The organism is Citrobacter sp. XY323, assembly GCF_025106035.1.
GTDB classification, from domain to species: domain Bacteria; phylum Pseudomonadota; class Gammaproteobacteria; order Enterobacterales; family Enterobacteriaceae; genus Citrobacter; species Citrobacter braakii.
In genome coordinates this window covers 457,745-473,650 of record NZ_JANYUK010000006.1, presented here as the reverse complement: position 1 = coordinate 473,650, position 15,906 = coordinate 457,745, and the positions used below count along the sequence as shown (strand labels likewise).

Annotated in this window: 15 protein-coding genes; 9 read left to right on the top strand and 6 right to left on the bottom strand. The window is 54.7% G+C overall.

Going from position 1 to position 15,906, the window contains the following annotated elements; all coding sequences use genetic code 11:
* Positions 1-18: 18 nt before the first annotated feature.
* Complete coding sequence (mrcB, locus tag N0B36_RS11715; RefSeq protein ID WP_016151745.1) at positions 19-2,559, bottom strand: bifunctional glycosyl transferase/transpeptidase; 2,541 nt, start codon at positions 2,557-2,559, stop codon at positions 19-21.
* A gap of 135 nt (positions 2,560-2,694) precedes the next feature.
* Positions 2,695-5,124: an ATP-dependent helicase HrpB gene (gene hrpB / locus N0B36_RS11710; RefSeq protein ID WP_259688157.1), complete on the bottom strand. Its 2,430-nt coding sequence runs from the start codon at positions 5,122-5,124 to the stop codon at positions 2,695-2,697.
* A 73-nt stretch (positions 5,125-5,197) separates the two neighbouring features.
* On the opposite strand from hrpB, the gene thpR reads away from it, so the two are divergent.
* The 9 genes from thpR to panD all read left to right on the top strand — a co-directional run bounded on the left by thpR (position 5,198) and on the right by panD (position 12,358).
* Positions 5,198-5,728, top strand: coding sequence for an RNA 2',3'-cyclic phosphodiesterase (thpR, locus tag N0B36_RS11705; RefSeq protein ID WP_016155716.1), 531 nt, complete (start codon positions 5,198-5,200; stop codon positions 5,726-5,728).
* A 15-nt stretch (positions 5,729-5,743) separates the two neighbouring features.
* Positions 5,744-6,448 (top strand): DNA/RNA nuclease SfsA, encoded by a 705-nt coding sequence (gene sfsA / locus N0B36_RS11700; protein ID WP_016151742.1) that lies wholly within the window; start codon positions 5,744-5,746, stop codon positions 6,446-6,448.
* Positions 6,449-6,625: 177 nt separating this feature from the next.
* Positions 6,626-7,081 carry an RNA polymerase-binding protein DksA gene (dksA, locus tag N0B36_RS11695; RefSeq protein ID WP_003018625.1) on the top strand — a complete coding sequence of 152 codons (456 nt, stop codon included), beginning with the start codon at positions 6,626-6,628 and terminating at the stop codon, positions 7,079-7,081.
* 70 nt (positions 7,082-7,151) lie between these two features.
* Positions 7,152-8,048 carry a tRNA glutamyl-Q(34) synthetase GluQRS gene (gluQRS, locus tag N0B36_RS11690; protein ID WP_141875922.1) on the top strand — a complete coding sequence of 299 codons (897 nt, stop codon included), beginning with the start codon at positions 7,152-7,154 and terminating at the stop codon, positions 8,046-8,048.
* 71 nt (positions 8,049-8,119) lie between these two features.
* Positions 8,120-9,514: a polynucleotide adenylyltransferase PcnB gene (pcnB, locus tag N0B36_RS11685; RefSeq protein WP_203457720.1), complete on the top strand. Its 1,395-nt coding sequence runs from the start codon at positions 8,120-8,122 to the stop codon at positions 9,512-9,514.
* Positions 9,511-9,990: a 2-amino-4-hydroxy-6-hydroxymethyldihydropteridine diphosphokinase gene (gene folK / locus N0B36_RS11680; RefSeq protein ID WP_019078392.1), complete on the top strand. Its 480-nt coding sequence runs from the start codon at positions 9,511-9,513 to the stop codon at positions 9,988-9,990. Before pcnB ends, folK begins: the two co-directional genes overlap by 4 nt.
* A gap of 120 nt (positions 9,991-10,110) precedes the next feature.
* Positions 10,111-10,902, top strand: coding sequence for a 3-methyl-2-oxobutanoate hydroxymethyltransferase (gene panB, locus N0B36_RS11675; RefSeq protein ID WP_047498557.1), 792 nt, complete (start codon positions 10,111-10,113; stop codon positions 10,900-10,902).
* A 125-nt stretch (positions 10,903-11,027) separates the two neighbouring features.
* A complete protein-coding gene (gene panC, locus N0B36_RS11670; RefSeq protein ID WP_016151737.1) occupies positions 11,028-11,882 on the top strand; it encodes a pantoate--beta-alanine ligase in 855 nt (284 codons plus the stop codon).
* A gap of 95 nt (positions 11,883-11,977) precedes the next feature.
* On the top strand, positions 11,978-12,358 hold the full coding sequence (gene panD / locus N0B36_RS11665; protein ID WP_000621526.1) for an aspartate 1-decarboxylase: 381 nt from the start codon (positions 11,978-11,980) through the stop codon (positions 12,356-12,358).
* Positions 12,359-12,364: 6 nt separating this feature from the next.
* Here the strand turns inward: panD and N0B36_RS11660 are convergent, their stop codons facing one another.
* From N0B36_RS11660 to N0B36_RS11645, 4 genes are all read right to left on the bottom strand, one after another.
* Positions 12,365-13,594, bottom strand: a complete 1,230-nt coding sequence (locus tag N0B36_RS11660; protein WP_016151736.1) for a polysaccharide deacetylase family protein — start codon at positions 13,592-13,594, stop codon at positions 12,365-12,367.
* Positions 13,595-13,655: 61 nt separating this feature from the next.
* Complete coding sequence (locus N0B36_RS11655) at positions 13,656-14,096, bottom strand: PTS sugar transporter subunit IIA (protein ID WP_016151735.1); 441 nt, start codon at positions 14,094-14,096, stop codon at positions 13,656-13,658.
* A 103-nt stretch (positions 14,097-14,199) separates the two neighbouring features.
* Complete coding sequence (locus N0B36_RS11650; protein ID WP_003829467.1) at positions 14,200-14,970, bottom strand: ABC transporter permease; 771 nt, start codon at positions 14,968-14,970, stop codon at positions 14,200-14,202.
* Positions 14,967-15,893 (bottom strand): ABC transporter ATP-binding protein, encoded by a 927-nt coding sequence (locus tag N0B36_RS11645; protein ID WP_046275357.1) that lies wholly within the window; start codon positions 15,891-15,893, stop codon positions 14,967-14,969. The genes N0B36_RS11650 and N0B36_RS11645 overlap by 4 nt, the downstream gene beginning before the upstream one ends.
* Positions 15,894-15,906 lie beyond the last annotated feature (13 nt).

Sequence of the window (15,906 nt, the reverse complement as noted above, 5' to 3'; positions counted from 1 at the left end):
AGCGGGTTTTGAGCAATATCAGTTACTGCCGAACATATCCTTTATCCAGCCAGCGACACCGTCGCTATCTTTCTTTTCCTGCTGCGCCGGTTGTTGCTGCTGCTGTTGAGGCTGCTGCTGCGGCGTTGACTGATCGAACGGATTCCCGGTCGGCTGTTGCATCATTTCACCCTGCTGACACAGCGAATCAGGATCGGTAGTCCATACCGGAAGCGTACGCATCCCCCCGCTACAAACGAAGTTACCGTCGTAGTCCACGCCCATATCCACCACATCTTCCGGCGGCGTCAGCACCAGCGGTGTTGGCGTCTGGTTGGCAAGATAACGCTGATAAATCGACATCGCACCGCTGGCACCGTACAGCTTGGTTGGCTGGTTGTTATCACGGCCCACCCAGGTGATGGTTACCTGGCTGCCGTCGATCCCGGCAAACCAGGTATCCACGTTGTTGTTAGTGGTCCCGGTTTTCCCTGCCAGATGAAGCCCAGGATATTTCGCGCCAAGCTGGCGGCCCGTACCACGCTGAACCACCTGTTGCATGGTCCACAGCGTCATATACGCCGCCTGCGCCGGAACGGCACGCTCGGCCTGCGGGAAGCTCTGATACAGCACCGTACCATCTTCGGCAATCACCGAACGCAGCGCCGACAGCGGCGCGCGGTTCCCGCCGCTGGCGATAGTCTGGAACGCCTGCGCCACTTCGATCGGCGTCAGGTTCAACGCCCCCAACAGCATGGCTGGAACCGGATTAAGCTGATCTTTCGGCGCGCCCAGCTTCAGCCAGGTATCGGTGACGGCAGGCAGGCCCAGCGCCATCCCCAGATTTACCGTTGGCACGTTCATTGAGCGCGTTAACGCATCCACCAGCATCACTTTTCCGCTTTCGCTATAGCGACGGTCATCGTTCTGCGGCGACCACACCTGGCCGTTAGGCTGACGCAGCGCAATCGGGGCATCGGCAATCCAGGTATTCAGACGATACAGCTTCGGCTGGCTGAGCGCGGTCAGATAGGTCGCTGGTTTAGCCAAAGAACCAATCGAACGACGTGCCTGCATCGCACGGTTATAACCAGCGAACTGCGGTTCTGCCCCACCGACCATGGCACGCACTTCGCCGCTGAAGCGGTCGACCACCACAATCGCGGTTTCCAGATCGCTCAGCTTACGTTGTTTCTTCAGCACCGGAATACCTTCCACCGCCGCTTTTTCTGCAGCATCCTGCGCCACGGAATCAAAGGTGGTGAAAATCTTCACGCCGGAGAGGTCTTTAACTTTATCGCCCAGCTTCGCCTGTAGCTCCTGGCGCACCATCTGCATAAAGGCGGGCTGCGGTGAGATCACCCCACCACGCGGCTGTACGCCTAACGGACGCGCGCTCAGCATGTCATAAAGATCCTGGTCGATAATCTGCTGCTGCTGCAGCAAACGCAGCACCAGGTTACGACGCTCCAGTGCCAGCTTCGGGTTACGCCACGGGTTATAGATTGACGCCCCTTTAACCATCCCTACCAGCAGCGCCTGCTGGTCGAGGCTCAGCTCTTCCACCGGACGGCCAAAGTAGTAGAGGCTCGCCAGCGGGAAGCCGCGGATCTCATTGTCACCGCTTTGACCGAGATAGACTTCGTTCATGTACAGCTCAAGAATGCGGTCTTTGCTGTAACGCGCATCCATGATCAGCGCCATATAGGCTTCGTTGGCCTTACGCCAATAGGAACGTTCGCTGGACAGGAACAGGTTTTTCACCAGTTGCTGGGTCAGCGTACTGGCCCCTTGTACCGTGCGCCCCGCCGTCAGGTTCGCCAGCACCGCACGGCCAATGGAATAGAGGCTGATACCGTCATGCTCATAGAAGTGACGATCTTCGGTCGCCAGCAGCGTGTCCACCAGCAGATCCGGGAATCCACTGCGCGGGACAAACAGGCGCTGCTCACCGTTAGGCGAAGAGAGCATGGTAATCAGCCGCGGATCGAGACGGAAGAAACCGAACTGGCGGTTGTTATCCATATTCTCGATGGTATCCAGATGGTCGCCATCAAAGGTCAGACGCGCGCGCACCTGCCCTTCTTTACTGTCCGGAAAATCAAACGGGCGACGGATCATCTCGATGCTTTTCGCCTGCACGGTGAATTCGCCAGGGCGCGTCATTTTCGTCACCTGACGATACTGCGTAGCCTCCAGCAGTTTCACCATCTCGTTCTTGCCGATCGGCATTTCTGGCTCAAGGTTAACCATACGGCCATATACTGCCGCAGGAAGCTGCCAGACTTTACCATCTATACGGCTGCGAATTTTTTGGTCCAGATAAACGCCGTAAATGGCGATCAGCACCAAAAAAACAATCGACAGTTTTACCAGCAGCCAGAACCAGCCGCGTTTACCACGAGGCTTACGCCCTTTGCCTTTACCCTTACGCGGCATCGGTTCTTCATCCTCATAGTCATCATCATCATAATCGTCGTCATACTCTTCATCTCTGAGTTGACGACGGCTCACCTTTTGTTTCACCGGACGCGAGGGTTTCCCTTTACGTCCAATTGGCTCGCGGTCATTCCCGGCCATGCTTTTTCTCCGCAACATTCAGGCGCAAGGGCCCGATTCTCTGTTCTTCCGTCAGTTAACAGAAGAAGAAATCTCTCAATTTACTGCCGTGTTTATACCGGATGACGGCTTCGCTTTATCCGGGCTACAGTTTCATTACGAATACTTCTTTGTTCGCCGCGTTGGCGCGGTATTAGCTGGATCATCCGGCCAGACATGTTTGGGATAGCGCCCTTTCATCTCTTTTTGCACCTCACGGTACGATCCCTGCCAGAACGCGCTCAAATCACTCGTTACCTGCAGCGGTCGTTGGGCCGGAGACAGCAGTTCCAGCACCAGCGGCACGCGCCCCTCGGCGATGGTTGGGGTCTTCGCTTCACCAAACATTTCCTGCATCCGAACCGCCAATACCGGAGGGTTATCCTCATGATAGCGAATGGCAATCCGGCTTCCCGTCGGCACAGTGTAATGCGCTGGCAGTTCACTATCCAGACGTTGCAGCATTGACCAATCCAGCAAACCGCGCAACGCCTGACCCACATTTAGCGCTTTTAACGCGCGTAACGAGTGCACACCGCTCATGTGCGGCAGCAGCCAGCTCTCCAGCGTCGCCAGCAGAGAATCCTCATCTACCGCGGGCCAGTTATACTCTGGCAACCAGTTTGCCGCACATTGCAGACGCAGGCGAAACTGCTCGGCTTCCGGCGTCCAGTTGAGCACACTTAGCCCTTTATCGCGAATGCCGTTCAACATCGCCAGGTGCAACTCCTCTTCCGAGGGTTTGGCCAGCGCCTGTACTTTTACCGTTAGCTGGCCAATGCGCGACCGACGCAATGCTTTTAACGTTCCCTGAGTTTCATCCCATTCGATGGTGTCAGATTGTTGTAGCAGTTCAGGGCATGCCTGTATCAGCGCTTCGATATCCAGCGGCAGAGCCAGCAGAATACGCGCATCCGGCGAAGCGCTGCCCTGCAGTAACAGCGGCGCAATCAGCCATTCATGGCGTCCGGAGGCGTCATCGGCATCCAGCATTGCCCCCATGCCATTCGCCAGTTGATAGCGCCCTTCCAGCCCGCGCCGACGCGCGATCCGATCGGCAAACGCCTGCGCCAGTAATGAGGGGAGCAGCGCGCTGTCCGGCTGTCCGCTGCGAACGTTAAGCCGTTTCAGTAATTGTTGGCTGCGCTGCTGCCAGGCGGGCTGATTTCGTGAAAACGCTACAGCCAGATCGGTACTGCCACCGCGCGGCGGCTCTTCCAGAATCGCAGCCAGTTTTGCCGCCGTTGCCGCTTCATTGTCATTGTTGGCGCTAACCAGCATAGCCACTAAACGGGGGTCGTTACCCAACGTCGCCATTTTCTGCCCCCTGGCGCTGAGCCTGTCACCCTCAAGCGCCCCCAGCATCTGCAGCAGCCGTTTTGCCGCCTGCAGGTTGATGGCGGGCGGGGTATCCAGCCAGTTCAGTTGCTCAGGGTCGGTGCATCCCCATTGCAGCAACTCCATCAGCAGTCCGGACAGGTCGCACTGTAAAATCTCCGGTTCTCCCTGTGCAGCCGCTCTTTCCGCCTGCTCTTTGGCAAGCAAATGTAGGCAGATACCAGGTTCCAGACGGCCCGCTCGTCCCGCTCGCTGGGTCATCGAGGCCTGGCTTATGCGTTGGGTAATCAGTCGCGTTAAACCGGTACGCGCATCATAGCGCGCCACGCGCTCCTGGGCGCAGTCCACCACCAGCCGGATGCCTTCGATCGTTAAGCTGGTTTCGGCAATATTGGTCGCCAGCACCACTTTGCGCTTGCCTTGCGGAGCGGGCAAAATCGCCTGACGCTGCTCGGCAAGCGTCAGCGCGCCGTACAGTGGGCACAACAACACATCGCTGCCCACACGCGTTGCCAGTTGCTCCTGCACGCGCTGGATTTCCCCTACACCCGGTAAAAACAGCAGCAGCGACCCGCTTTCATGGCGCAGGAGTTCTGCCGTCGCTATCGCTACCGCTTCAGCAAAACGCAGATGCGCCGCCAACGGCTGATATCGTCGCTCAACGGGAAATGCGCGGCCTTCAGAAACGATCGTCGGCGCATCGGGCAACATCTGCTGCAAACGCTCGTTGTCCAAAGTGGCAGACATGATCAACAGTTTCAGATCGTCACGCAGCCCTTGCTGCACATCCAGCAACAGCGCCAGCGCCAGGTCGGCCTGCAAACTCCGCTCGTGAAATTCGTCGAGGATGACCAGCCCAACGCCCGTCAATTCGGGGTCGCGCTGGATCATGCGCGTCAGAACCCCCTCCGTCACCACCTCAAGGCGGGTCTGCGGCCCTACGCAGCTTTGCGCACGCATGCGATACCCCACGGTCTCGCCAGGCTTTTCATTCAGCAATTCCGCCAACCGCTGCGCCACATTGCGTGCTGCCAGACGCCGCGGCTCCAGCAAAATAATCCGTCCCTTGATACCGCGATGTTCAAGGAGTCGCAACGGCAGCCAGGTTGATTTCCCGGCACCGGTCGGCGCCGTCAGCAAAACCTGCGACGAGGCATCAAGGGCGGTAAGTAGTTCAGGCACTACGGCGGCAACGGGCAACGACGTCACAAATGACTCCAGAGGGTTAACATTCTTCGCGCTGCATTGTAGCATCGCGTTAATTCATAACCGAGTATCCATCATGTCTGAGCCAAAAAGGCTGTTCTTTGCGATTGAATTGCCTGGCGAGGTTCGGGAGCAGTTAATCCACTGGCGGGCCGCGCAGTTCCCCCCTGAAGCGGGTCGTCCCGTCGCCGCCGATAATCTGCATCTGACGCTCGCCTTTTTGGGCGACGTCAGCGCTGAGAAGCAGCATGCGTTAACGCAGCTTGCGGGGCGTATTCGCCAGCCGGGTTTTACGCTCAAACTCGACGATGCCGGGCAATGGCTGCGCTCGCGTGTCGTGTGGTTGGGAATGCGTCAGCCGCCGCGCGGGCTGCTGCAGTTGGCGAACATGTTGCGGGCACAAGCCGCACGCAGTGGGTGCCACCAGAGCCCGCAGCCTTTTCACCCGCATATCACGCTGCTGCGTGACGCCGGTCACGCGGTATCTATCCCTCCGCCAGGGTTTGGCTGGTCGTTTCCGGTAACGGAGTTTGGGCTTTACTCCTCCTCATTCATGCGAGGACGCACGCGTTACACGCAGTTGCAACGCTGGACGCTGACTGAATAATCAAAGGAACTGTTCATGCAATTTTCTCCACCTTTACAACCTGCAACGCTCATTCAGCGCTATAAGCGTTTTTTAGCGGATGTGATCACACCGGATGGCACAACGTTAACGCTACACTGCCCCAATACGGGAGCGATGACCGGCTGCGCAACGCCGGGAGATACTGTCTGGTATTCGACATCAGAAAATACCAAACGAAAATATCCACATACCTGGGAATTAACGCAAACCCAATCCGGTGCACTTATTTGTGTTAACACGCTGTGGGCCAATAGATTAACGAAAGAGGCTATTCAGCGTTCGTTAATTTCGGAAGTTTCAGACTACAGCACCTTGAAAAGTGAAGTAAAATACGGCGCCGAAGGGAGCCGCATCGACTTTTTGTTACAGGCGGATTCCCGACCTGACTGCTATATTGAAGTGAAATCAGTCACGTTGGCGGAAAAAGATCAGGGTTATTTTCCCGATGCCATCACTGAACGAGGTCAGAAACATCTTCGGGAATTGATGAGCGTAGCGGCCGAAGGCAAGCGCGCGGTGATATTTTTCGCGGTGTTGCATTCAGCCATTACACGGTTTTCACCCGCGCGCCATATCGATGCAAAATATGCGCAATTATTAGTTGAAGCACAGCTTAAGGGGGTAGAAATTCTGGTTTATAAAGCGGAACTTTCTGCCCATGGTATGACTCTTAAAGAGCCGTTGCCCATTACCTTGTAATGGTGTAAACATTCGGTTAATTAGTATTCTGGGCGCGTGGGCAAATACGCTTTTCCTCACAGGGTTGTCAAGTGTTACGTTTAGATAATTGCTATCCGGAAAAGCATCTGCTATTTATAGCGACCTGATTTTTCCCCCGAACATGGGGATCGATAGTGCGTGTTAAGGAGAAGCAACATGCAAGAAGGGCAAAACCGTAAAACATCGTCCCTGAGTATTCTCGCCATCGCTGGGGTGGAGCCGTACCAGGAGAAACCGGGCGAAGAGTATATGAACGAAGCCCAGCTGTCGCACTTCAGGCGTATTCTTGAGGCATGGCGTAATCAACTTAGGGATGAAGTTGATCGCACCGTATCTCATATGCAAGACGAAGCGGCTAACTTCCCTGATCCGGTGGACCGCGCCGCACAGGAAGAAGAATTCAGCCTTGAGCTGCGTAACCGTGATCGTGAGCGCAAACTGATCAAAAAGATCGAGAAGACGCTGAAGAAAGTAGAAGACGAAGATTTCGGCTACTGCGAATCATGCGGCGTAGAAATTGGTATTCGCCGTCTGGAAGCGCGTCCGACAGCCGATCTGTGCATCGACTGTAAAACGCTGGCAGAAATCCGCGAAAAACAAATGGCAGGTTAATTCCGGTCATTTTTACCACGTTTACTACAGGCGGGAGCTTCTCCCGCCTTATTATTTGTTAGCCCGCAAAATGAGCGATTCACATTATATTGGCCGCTTCGCCCCTTCCCCCTCTGGCGAACTCCATTTTGGTTCACTGATTGCCGCCCTCGGGAGTTACCTGCAGGCCCGTGCTCGTCGCGGAATCTGGCGGGTACGCATTGAAGATATTGACCCCCCTCGTGAAGTTCCCGGTGCTGCAGACACGATTCTGCGTCAGCTGGAACATTACGGACTGCACTGGGATGGCGATATTTTATGGCAATCCCAGCGTCATGACGCCTACCGCGAGGCGCTGGCCTGGCTGCATCTGCAGGATCTAAGCTATTACTGCACCTGTACGCGCGCGCGTATTCAAAGCGTCGGCGGTATTTACGACGGTCATTGCCGTGAGCTACGCCACGGGCCTGAACAGGCGGCGGTCCGCATTAAGCAACGCCATCCGGTGATGCAGTTTACGGACCAACTGCGCGGTGTGATTCAGGCTGATCCGCGGCTTGCAAAGGAAGATTTTATTATTCACCGTCGCGACGGGCTGTTTGCCTATAACCTCGCGGTGGTGGTAGACGACCACTTCCAGGGCGTGACGGAAATTGTGCGCGGTGCCGATCTTATCGAACCGACGGTACGGCAAATTTCGTTGTATCAACAGTTCGGCTGGCAAGCGCCGGACTATATTCATCTGCCGCTGGCGCTCAACGAACAAGGCGCTAAACTTTCAAAACAAAATCATGCACCTGCACTGCCGCAAGGCGATCCACGCCCGGTGATTGTTGCTGCGCTGCGCTTTCTCGGCCAGCACTCCGATATCCCGTGGCAGGAGATGCGCGTGGATCAGATTCTCACGTTTGCCATTGAAAACTGGAGTCTGACAGCGGTGCCAGAATCGGCGATCGTAAATCCGCCATTCTCAAATGCATCATGCTGAGCTATGATTAGCCGCTATTTTTACACAGCAACACTTGTTCTGATTGAAGTTTGACACTACCGAGGTGCACTATTTTTACCCGAGTCGCTAATTTTTGCCGCAAGGTGCTAAGCCGCGAGGAGCGCGAGGCCGAGCTCGCCGTCGCCCGTCCACATATGACGGTAATCCCGCGTGAGCAGCACTCTATCTCCCGCAAAGATATCAGTGAAAATGCCCTGAAGGTAATGTACAGGCTCAATAAGGCCGGATACGAGGCATGGCTGGTTGGCGGAGGCGTACGCGATCTTTTGCTGGGCAAAAAGCCGAAAGATTTTGATGTCACGACTAACGCCACGCCAGATCAGGTACGAAAACTGTTTCGTAACTGTCGTCTGGTTGGTCGCCGTTTCCGTCTGGCCCATGTCATGTTTGGCCCGGAAATTATCGAAGTGGCAACTTTCCGTGGTCATCATGAAGGCAGCGAGTCCGATCGCACAACCTCACAGCGCGGACAAAACGGTATGCTGCTGCGCGACAACATCTTCGGCTCCATCGAAGAAGATGCCCAGCGTCGCGACTTCACAATTAACAGCCTGTATTACAGCGTGGCCGATTTCACCGTGCGTGATTACGTTGGTGGCATGCAGGATCTCGAAGAGGGCATCGTTCGCCTGATCGGTAATCCGGAAACGCGCTACCGCGAAGACCCTGTACGTATGCTGCGGGCCGTGCGCTTTGCCGCCAAGCTCGACATGCGTATCAGCCCGGAAACCGCTGAGCCAATCCCGCGTCTGGCAACACTGCTTAACGATATTCCCCCCGCACGCCTGTTTGAAGAAGCACTCAAACTGTTACAGGCGGGCTATGGGTATGAAACCTATAAAAAACTGCGTGAGTACAGCCTGTTCCAGCCGCTGTTCCCCACCATTACGCGCTATTTCACCGAAGACGGTGACAGCCCAATGGAACGCATCATCGCTCAGGTGCTGAAGAATACCGATAACCGCATCCACAATGATATGCGCGTTAACCCGGCGTTCTTGTTCGCCGCCATGTTCTGGTATCCGTTACTGGAAGCTGCGCAGAAAATTGCCCAGGAAAGCGGTCTGGCTTATTACGATGCCTTCGCACTGGCGATGAACGACGTACTGGATGAAGCCTGCCGCTCGCTGGCGATCCCGAAACGTCTGACCTCGCTGACCCGTGATATCTGGCAGTTGCAGCTACGCATGTCTCGTCGCCAGGGCAAACGCGCCTGGAAGCTGATGGAGCATCCGAAGTTCCGCGCCGCTTACGATCTGCTGGCCCTGCGTGCCGAAGTGGAAAACAACGCTGAGCTGCAGCGTCTGGCGCAGTGGTGGGGAGAATTCCAGGTTTCAGCACCGCCGGAACAAAAAGGCATGCTCAACGAACTCGACGAAGAACCGGAGCGCCGTCGTCATCGTCGCCCGCGTAAACGCGCCCCGCGCCGTGAAGGTTCCGCGTGACCATCGCCTATATCGCTCTCGGCAGTAATCTGGCCTCTCCTCTGGAGCAGGTTAATGCTGCCGTAAAAGCGATTGGCGACATTCCCGACAGCCGTATCGTCGCTGTTTCCTCCTTTTACCGCACACCGCCATTAGGCCCACAGGATCAGCCAGATTACCTGAACGCCGCCGTGGCGCTGGAAACCACTCTCGCTCCCGAAGAATTGCTTAATCATACCCAACGCATTGAGCTGCAACAGGGACGCGTACGTAAAGCCGAACGCTGGGGGCCGCGCACTCTGGACCTCGATATTATGCTGTTTGGCGATGAAGTGATTAACACCGAACGTCTGACCGTGCCGCACTACGACATGAAAAACCGTGGTTTTATGCTGTGGCCGCTCGCTGAAATCGCACCTGATCTTATCTTCCCGGAGGGTATCAGCCTGCATCAGCACCTCACCCATCTTGGTGCAGCAAAACCTGCACACTGGTAAAGTATCCTCTCCCCTTCAGCGTTTACTACTTTAGTGCCAAACGGTTGCTTAAAACAATTGCCCCCCTGAATGTGACTGTTAGAATGCCGATAAATATGACTTTCATCATCAGGAAATGTTATGAAACCCACCACCATTTCACTGCTGCAGAAATGCAAGCAAGAGAAAAAACGCTTCGCGACCATTACCGCCTACGACTACAGCTTCGCTAAGTTATTTGCCGACGAAGGCATCAAAGTGATGCTGGTTGGCGACTCGCTGGGCATGACGATTCAGGGGCATGACTCCACCCTACCGGTCACCGTTGAAGATATTGCTTACCACACTCGTGCCGTACGTCGTGGCGCTCCCAACTGTCTGCTGCTCTCCGACCTGCCATTTATGGCTTACGCCACGCCGGAACAAGCATTTGAAAACGCCGCGGTGGTGATGCGGGCGGGCGCTAATATGGTCAAAATTGAAGGCGGCGCCTGGCTGGTGGATACGGTAAAAATGCTCACCGAACGCGCCGTACCGGTTTGCGGTCATCTGGGATTAACACCGCAGTCGGTGAATATTTTCGGCGGCTATAAAATTCAGGGCCGCGGCGACGCCGGGCAGGTATTGCTGGATGACGCGCTGGCCTTAGAAGCCGCTGGCGCTCAGTTGCTGGTGCTGGAGTGCGTGCCGGTTGAGCTGGCGAAGCGCGTCACCGAAGCGCTGTCGATTCCGGTTATCGGAATCGGCGCTGGTAACGTCACCGATGGACAAATCCTCGTCATGCACGATGCCTTTGGTATTACCGGTGGCCACATCCCGAAATTTGCGAAGAATTTCCTCAATGAAGCAGGCGACATGCGCGCCGCAGTGCGGCAGTATATGGCTGAAGTGGAGTCCGGCGTTTATCCGGGCGAAGAACACAGTTTTCACTAATTTTTCAGGCCATATATCGGCCTGAAAAGCGTAGCGCCATCAGGCGGTTCGCTGCATGTTGCCGGATGGCGGCGTAAACGCCTTATCCGGCCTACGGTTCCTCAGGCAACTCAAGGAGTCTTGTCGTGTTAATCATTGAAACCCTGCCGCTGCTGCGCCAGCATATTCGTCGTCTGCGTCAGGAAGGCAAACGCGTCGCTCTGGTTCCCACCATGGGCAACCTGCACGACGGCCATATGAAGCTGGTCGATGAGGCAAAAGCGCGGGCTGATGTGGTGATCGTCAGCATTTTCGTCAACCCGATGCAGTTTGACCGACCGGACGATCTGGTGCGTTATCCACGCACGCTGCAGGAAGATTGTGAAAAGCTGAACAAGCGTAAAGTCGATTATGTTTTTGCGCCAGCCGTTGAGGAAATCTACCCGCAGGGGCTGGAAGGCCAGACGTTCGTTGAAGTTCCCGGTCTCTCCACCATGCTGGAAGGCGCCAGCCGTCCAGGCCACTTCCGTGGCGTTTCCACTATCGTCAGCAAGCTGTTCAACCTGATCCAGCCAGATATCGCCTGCTTTGGCGAGAAAGATTTCCAGCAGCTCGCACTGATCCGCAAAATGGTGGCGGATCTGGGTTATGACATTGAGATCGTTGGCGTGCCGATTATTCGCGCCAAAGACGGTCTGGCGCTTAGCTCACGTAACGGCTATCTGACCGCAGAGCAGCGAAAAATTGCGCCGGGTCTGCACAAAGTGATGAACGGCATCGCTGAAAAGCTGCTTGCCGGCCATCGTGACCAGGAAGAGATTATTGCCATTGCCGAGCAGGAACTGAATGAAAAAGGCTTCCGTGCCGACGATATTCAGATTCGTGATGCCGACACGCTGCTGGAGCTGACGGAAACCAGTAAACGCGCGGTGATTCTGGCCGCCGCCTGGCTGGGTCAGGCACGTCTGATCGATAATCAAAGCGTTACATTAGCCCAGTAGACAGGGGTTAAAAATCAGGCAATACTGCCTGAGAATTTCTCAAAGCAGGCCAGTAGTACCTGCTTAGCCAAGGTAAACGACAGGGTATAGAAGTTATGATTCGCACCATGCTGCAAGGCAAGCTCCACCGCGTAAAAGTCACGCAGGCGGACCTGCACTACGAAGGCTCCTGCGCCATCGACCAGGATTTCCTCGATGCCTCTGGTATTCTGGAAAACGAAGCTATTGATATCTGGAACGTGACCAACGGTAAACGTTTCTCAACCTATGCGATTGCGGCTGAACGCGGCTCCAGAATCATCTCGGTGAACGGCGCAGCGGCACACTGTGCTGAAGTCGGCGACATTGTGATTATCGCCAGCTTCGTCACCATGTCTGATGAAGAAGCCCGCACCTGGCGTCCGAAAGTGGCCTATTTTGAAGGCGACAACGAAATGAAGCGCACCGCGAAAGCCATTCCGGTACAGGTTGCCTGACAGCCCTTACCCCTGCGGCTGATTACTTATCAGCCGCGACATCGTCTCCAGCGAATCCGTTCTTAAAATATAAAGTCTTTTCAATAAGAACGGATTATCCCCCGGTTTAACCTTCCCTCTCACCGTGGTGACCGCCATGTGGAATCCCGCGTCGCCTGCCGCTTTTACTGCGGTGGCGTTATAGCCGCCAAACGGGTAAGAAAGATAAAGAACGTGAGGGTTAAACTGAGACAACGCCCGACGCGAACGGGCAAAATCAAACAGAATATTGTGATAGCTGCGACTCAGCAGGATTGGCCGGTGATTCGCATCAACCCGATGTAAAAAATGGGTATGCGACTGGAAGTCGAACACGTCCCTGATCTCATTCAGTTCCGCGATGCTCATAAACTGCAGTGATTTAGGATCCCACTTCTGCGGGTGGCGCTTGATACGTGAGGAGATAATAAACGCCGTTGCCTTCATGCCGTGCTGCTTCAGAATCGGGTAAGCATAACGACTCACCGACTTCAGACCATCATCAAAAGTCAGCACCACCGCCCGCGCCGGGAGATTCATATTATTGCGAACATAGCCTTCCAGTTGGTACATCGTCAACGTGGTGTAGCCTCGGTCCTGTAGCCAGGCCATCTGGTTGCTGAAGGCGCGTACGGAGGTTGTCGTGGAGGTGTGGCGAAAACGGGTATTCTCTTCATCGCGCAGAATATGGTGATAGGTTAACACCGGGATACCGTTGTCTTCCTGCGCATCCAGAGCGCTGATATAGGCCAGTCTGCCGCCAATACGGATCTGGTACCAGGTTTGGTTGAGACGGTCTTTAAGCTTGCTGATAACCGGATAACGCAGATTATCCGCCAGCACGCCAAACGGGGCGCTACCAACATCCGGAGCGTTATAAACCGGCGTATCTTTCCAGGTGATCAGGCTTTGGTTGCTGAGGGGTTTATTGAGATCGCCCAGACCATCATCGACTTTCTGCCGCCCCTGCACAGGCTCCAGATGCCCCTTATCAATAAACCCGGTACCAAAACCAAAGGTAAATTCGTAATAGTCTGCCGCAATTGGCTCAACGGCGAGGATCTGCCCGGCGCGAATATTTCCTACCGTCACCATCTTGTTGCCAATCTGCGCCCACACGGCGGCCGCTTCGGTGGTTTGCATGTAGCGAGCAGGCAAAGCCGCAGCTATGCTGCCAGAAAACAGGAGCAATAAAACAAGCAGAACGCGCATCACCATATGAGATAACCGAGGCGAGAAACCCCGGCTATTGTAGCAAAAGCGCCATCAATACCAATGATTAATACTCATACAAATCATGCTTCAACACGAAGGGGGGATTTTTCTGTTGTTGATGCCAGAGGCTAGAGACTTCGGGCCCGCCAAGCGCAACGATGCTGTCACGAAACGCAGAACTGCTCATCGATTCCCGCGACGAAAGCATTCGCTCAAGCAATGGATAACTGATACCTGAAATCACTTCACACTGGGGATGTTTATGGCTCATTAACGAAGCCACGCGGTAAGGCGCAGCCCCGGCCATATCCGTCAGGAATATCACACCCTCGCCAGAGTCTGTAGCATGCAGGGCATGGCACATCATGCGACTTAGCATATTCGAGCTAAGCCCACGCCAAAAACTCACCGCCTGGCATTGAACCAACGGGCCGTACTTTTTCTCCAGACGATGCAGCATATCCTGTGCCTTATCATCATGACAGGTAATTACCCAACCTAGCATTGCCTACCTCCTTAGCAGGCAAGTAGTTTATCAGGGTGATAAATCCGTAATGGTGATAAGCATCAAAAGTCTTCCTCTCCCGGGCAAGGAGAGGAAGAAAGACTTAGCTGCGCAGGCCGCGTCCGCGCTGAATCAGGTACCAGCACAGCAAATAAAACGCCGCGATAAACACCACCAGCACGCCAAAGGTCGTGACCAGCGGAACATCGTGGATCCCCAGGAAGCCGTAACGGAAACCGCTAATCATGTAGACAATCGGGTTCAGATGGGACAGTCCCTGCCAGAACGGCGGCAGCAACGTTAACGAATAGAAAACGCCGCCCAGATAGGTCAGCGGAGTCAGCACGAAGGTTGGGATCAGGCTGATATCGTCAAAGGTTTTAGCGAAAACCGCGTTCAACAGACCGGCCAACGAAAACAGCACCGCCGTTAACACCAGCGTAAGCGCCACAAAGACCCAGGAATGCACCTGGAACGGCACAAAGAACAGCGAAATCGCTGTTACCAGGATCCCTACGCACAGGCCACGCGCCACGCCGCCGCCAACAAAACCGGCGATGATCACGTGCGTCGGTACCGGAGCGACCAGTAGCTCTTCAATGTTGCGCTGAAACTTGGCGCTGAAGAATGACGATGCCACGTTAGCGTACGAGTTGGTAATTACCGCCATCATAATCAGCCCTGGCACGATAAACTGCATGTAGCTAAAACCATGCATTTCGCCGATACGCGAGCCGATCAGGTTACCAAAGATAATAAAATAGAGCGTCATAGTAATGACGGGAGGAACCAGAGTCTGGACCCAGATACGCATAAAGCGGTGGATCTCTTTCGCCCAGATGCTTTTCAGCGCAACCCAATAAAGCTGCATCATGCGCGATCTCCTTGTTTTTCATGCACCAGAGAAACAAACAGTTCTTCCAGTCGGTTCGCTTTGTTTCGCATACTCAATACCTGAATGCCCTGGGCGCTCAGCTGTGAGAACACGCTGTTGACCCCCTGTTCACGCAGGACTTCCACTTCCAGCGTGGAGGTATCCACCAGCCGGTATTGATAGCCCTCCAGTTTTGGCAGCGGGCTTTTCGGTGCCAGATCGAGAATAAAGGTCTCGGATTTCAGCTTAGAGAGCAGGCTCTTCATCGAGGTGTTTTCCACCAGCTCGCCGTGCTGAATAATGCCGATGTTGCGACACAGCATTTCCGCTTCTTCGAGATAGTGAGTGGTCAGAATAATCGTGGTGCCTTTGTCGTTTAAATCCTTTAAAAAACCCCACATTGAACGACGCAGCTCAATGTCGACCCCCGCCGTCGGTTCATCAAGGATGAGTAATTTAGGCTCGTGCATTAGTGCGCGGGCAATCATCAGACGGCGTTTCATCCCGCCGGAGAGCATGCGCGCGCGCTCGTTACGTTTTTCCCATAAATCGAGCTGCTTTAAATATAGTTCGCTGCGTTTGACCGCTTCTTTATACTCAACGCCGTAATAACCCGCCTGGTTGACTACGATCTGCTGCACGGTTTCAAACGGGTTAAAGTTAAACTCCTGCGGTACCAGACCAAGCTGGCGTTTCGCATTAACGGTATCTTTTTCAAGATCGTATCCGAAGACGCTCACCCGCCCAGAGGTTTTATTCACCAGCGAGCTGATTATCCCGATGGTGGTGGACTTGCCTGCGCCATTCGGTCCCAAAAGCGCATAAAAATCCCCCGCTTCGACTTGCAAATCTATTCCGCGTAACGCCTGAACGCCACCGGGATAGGTTTTTTTAAGTTGTTGAAGTTCCAGAGCAATGGTCATGGTTTTTTACTTA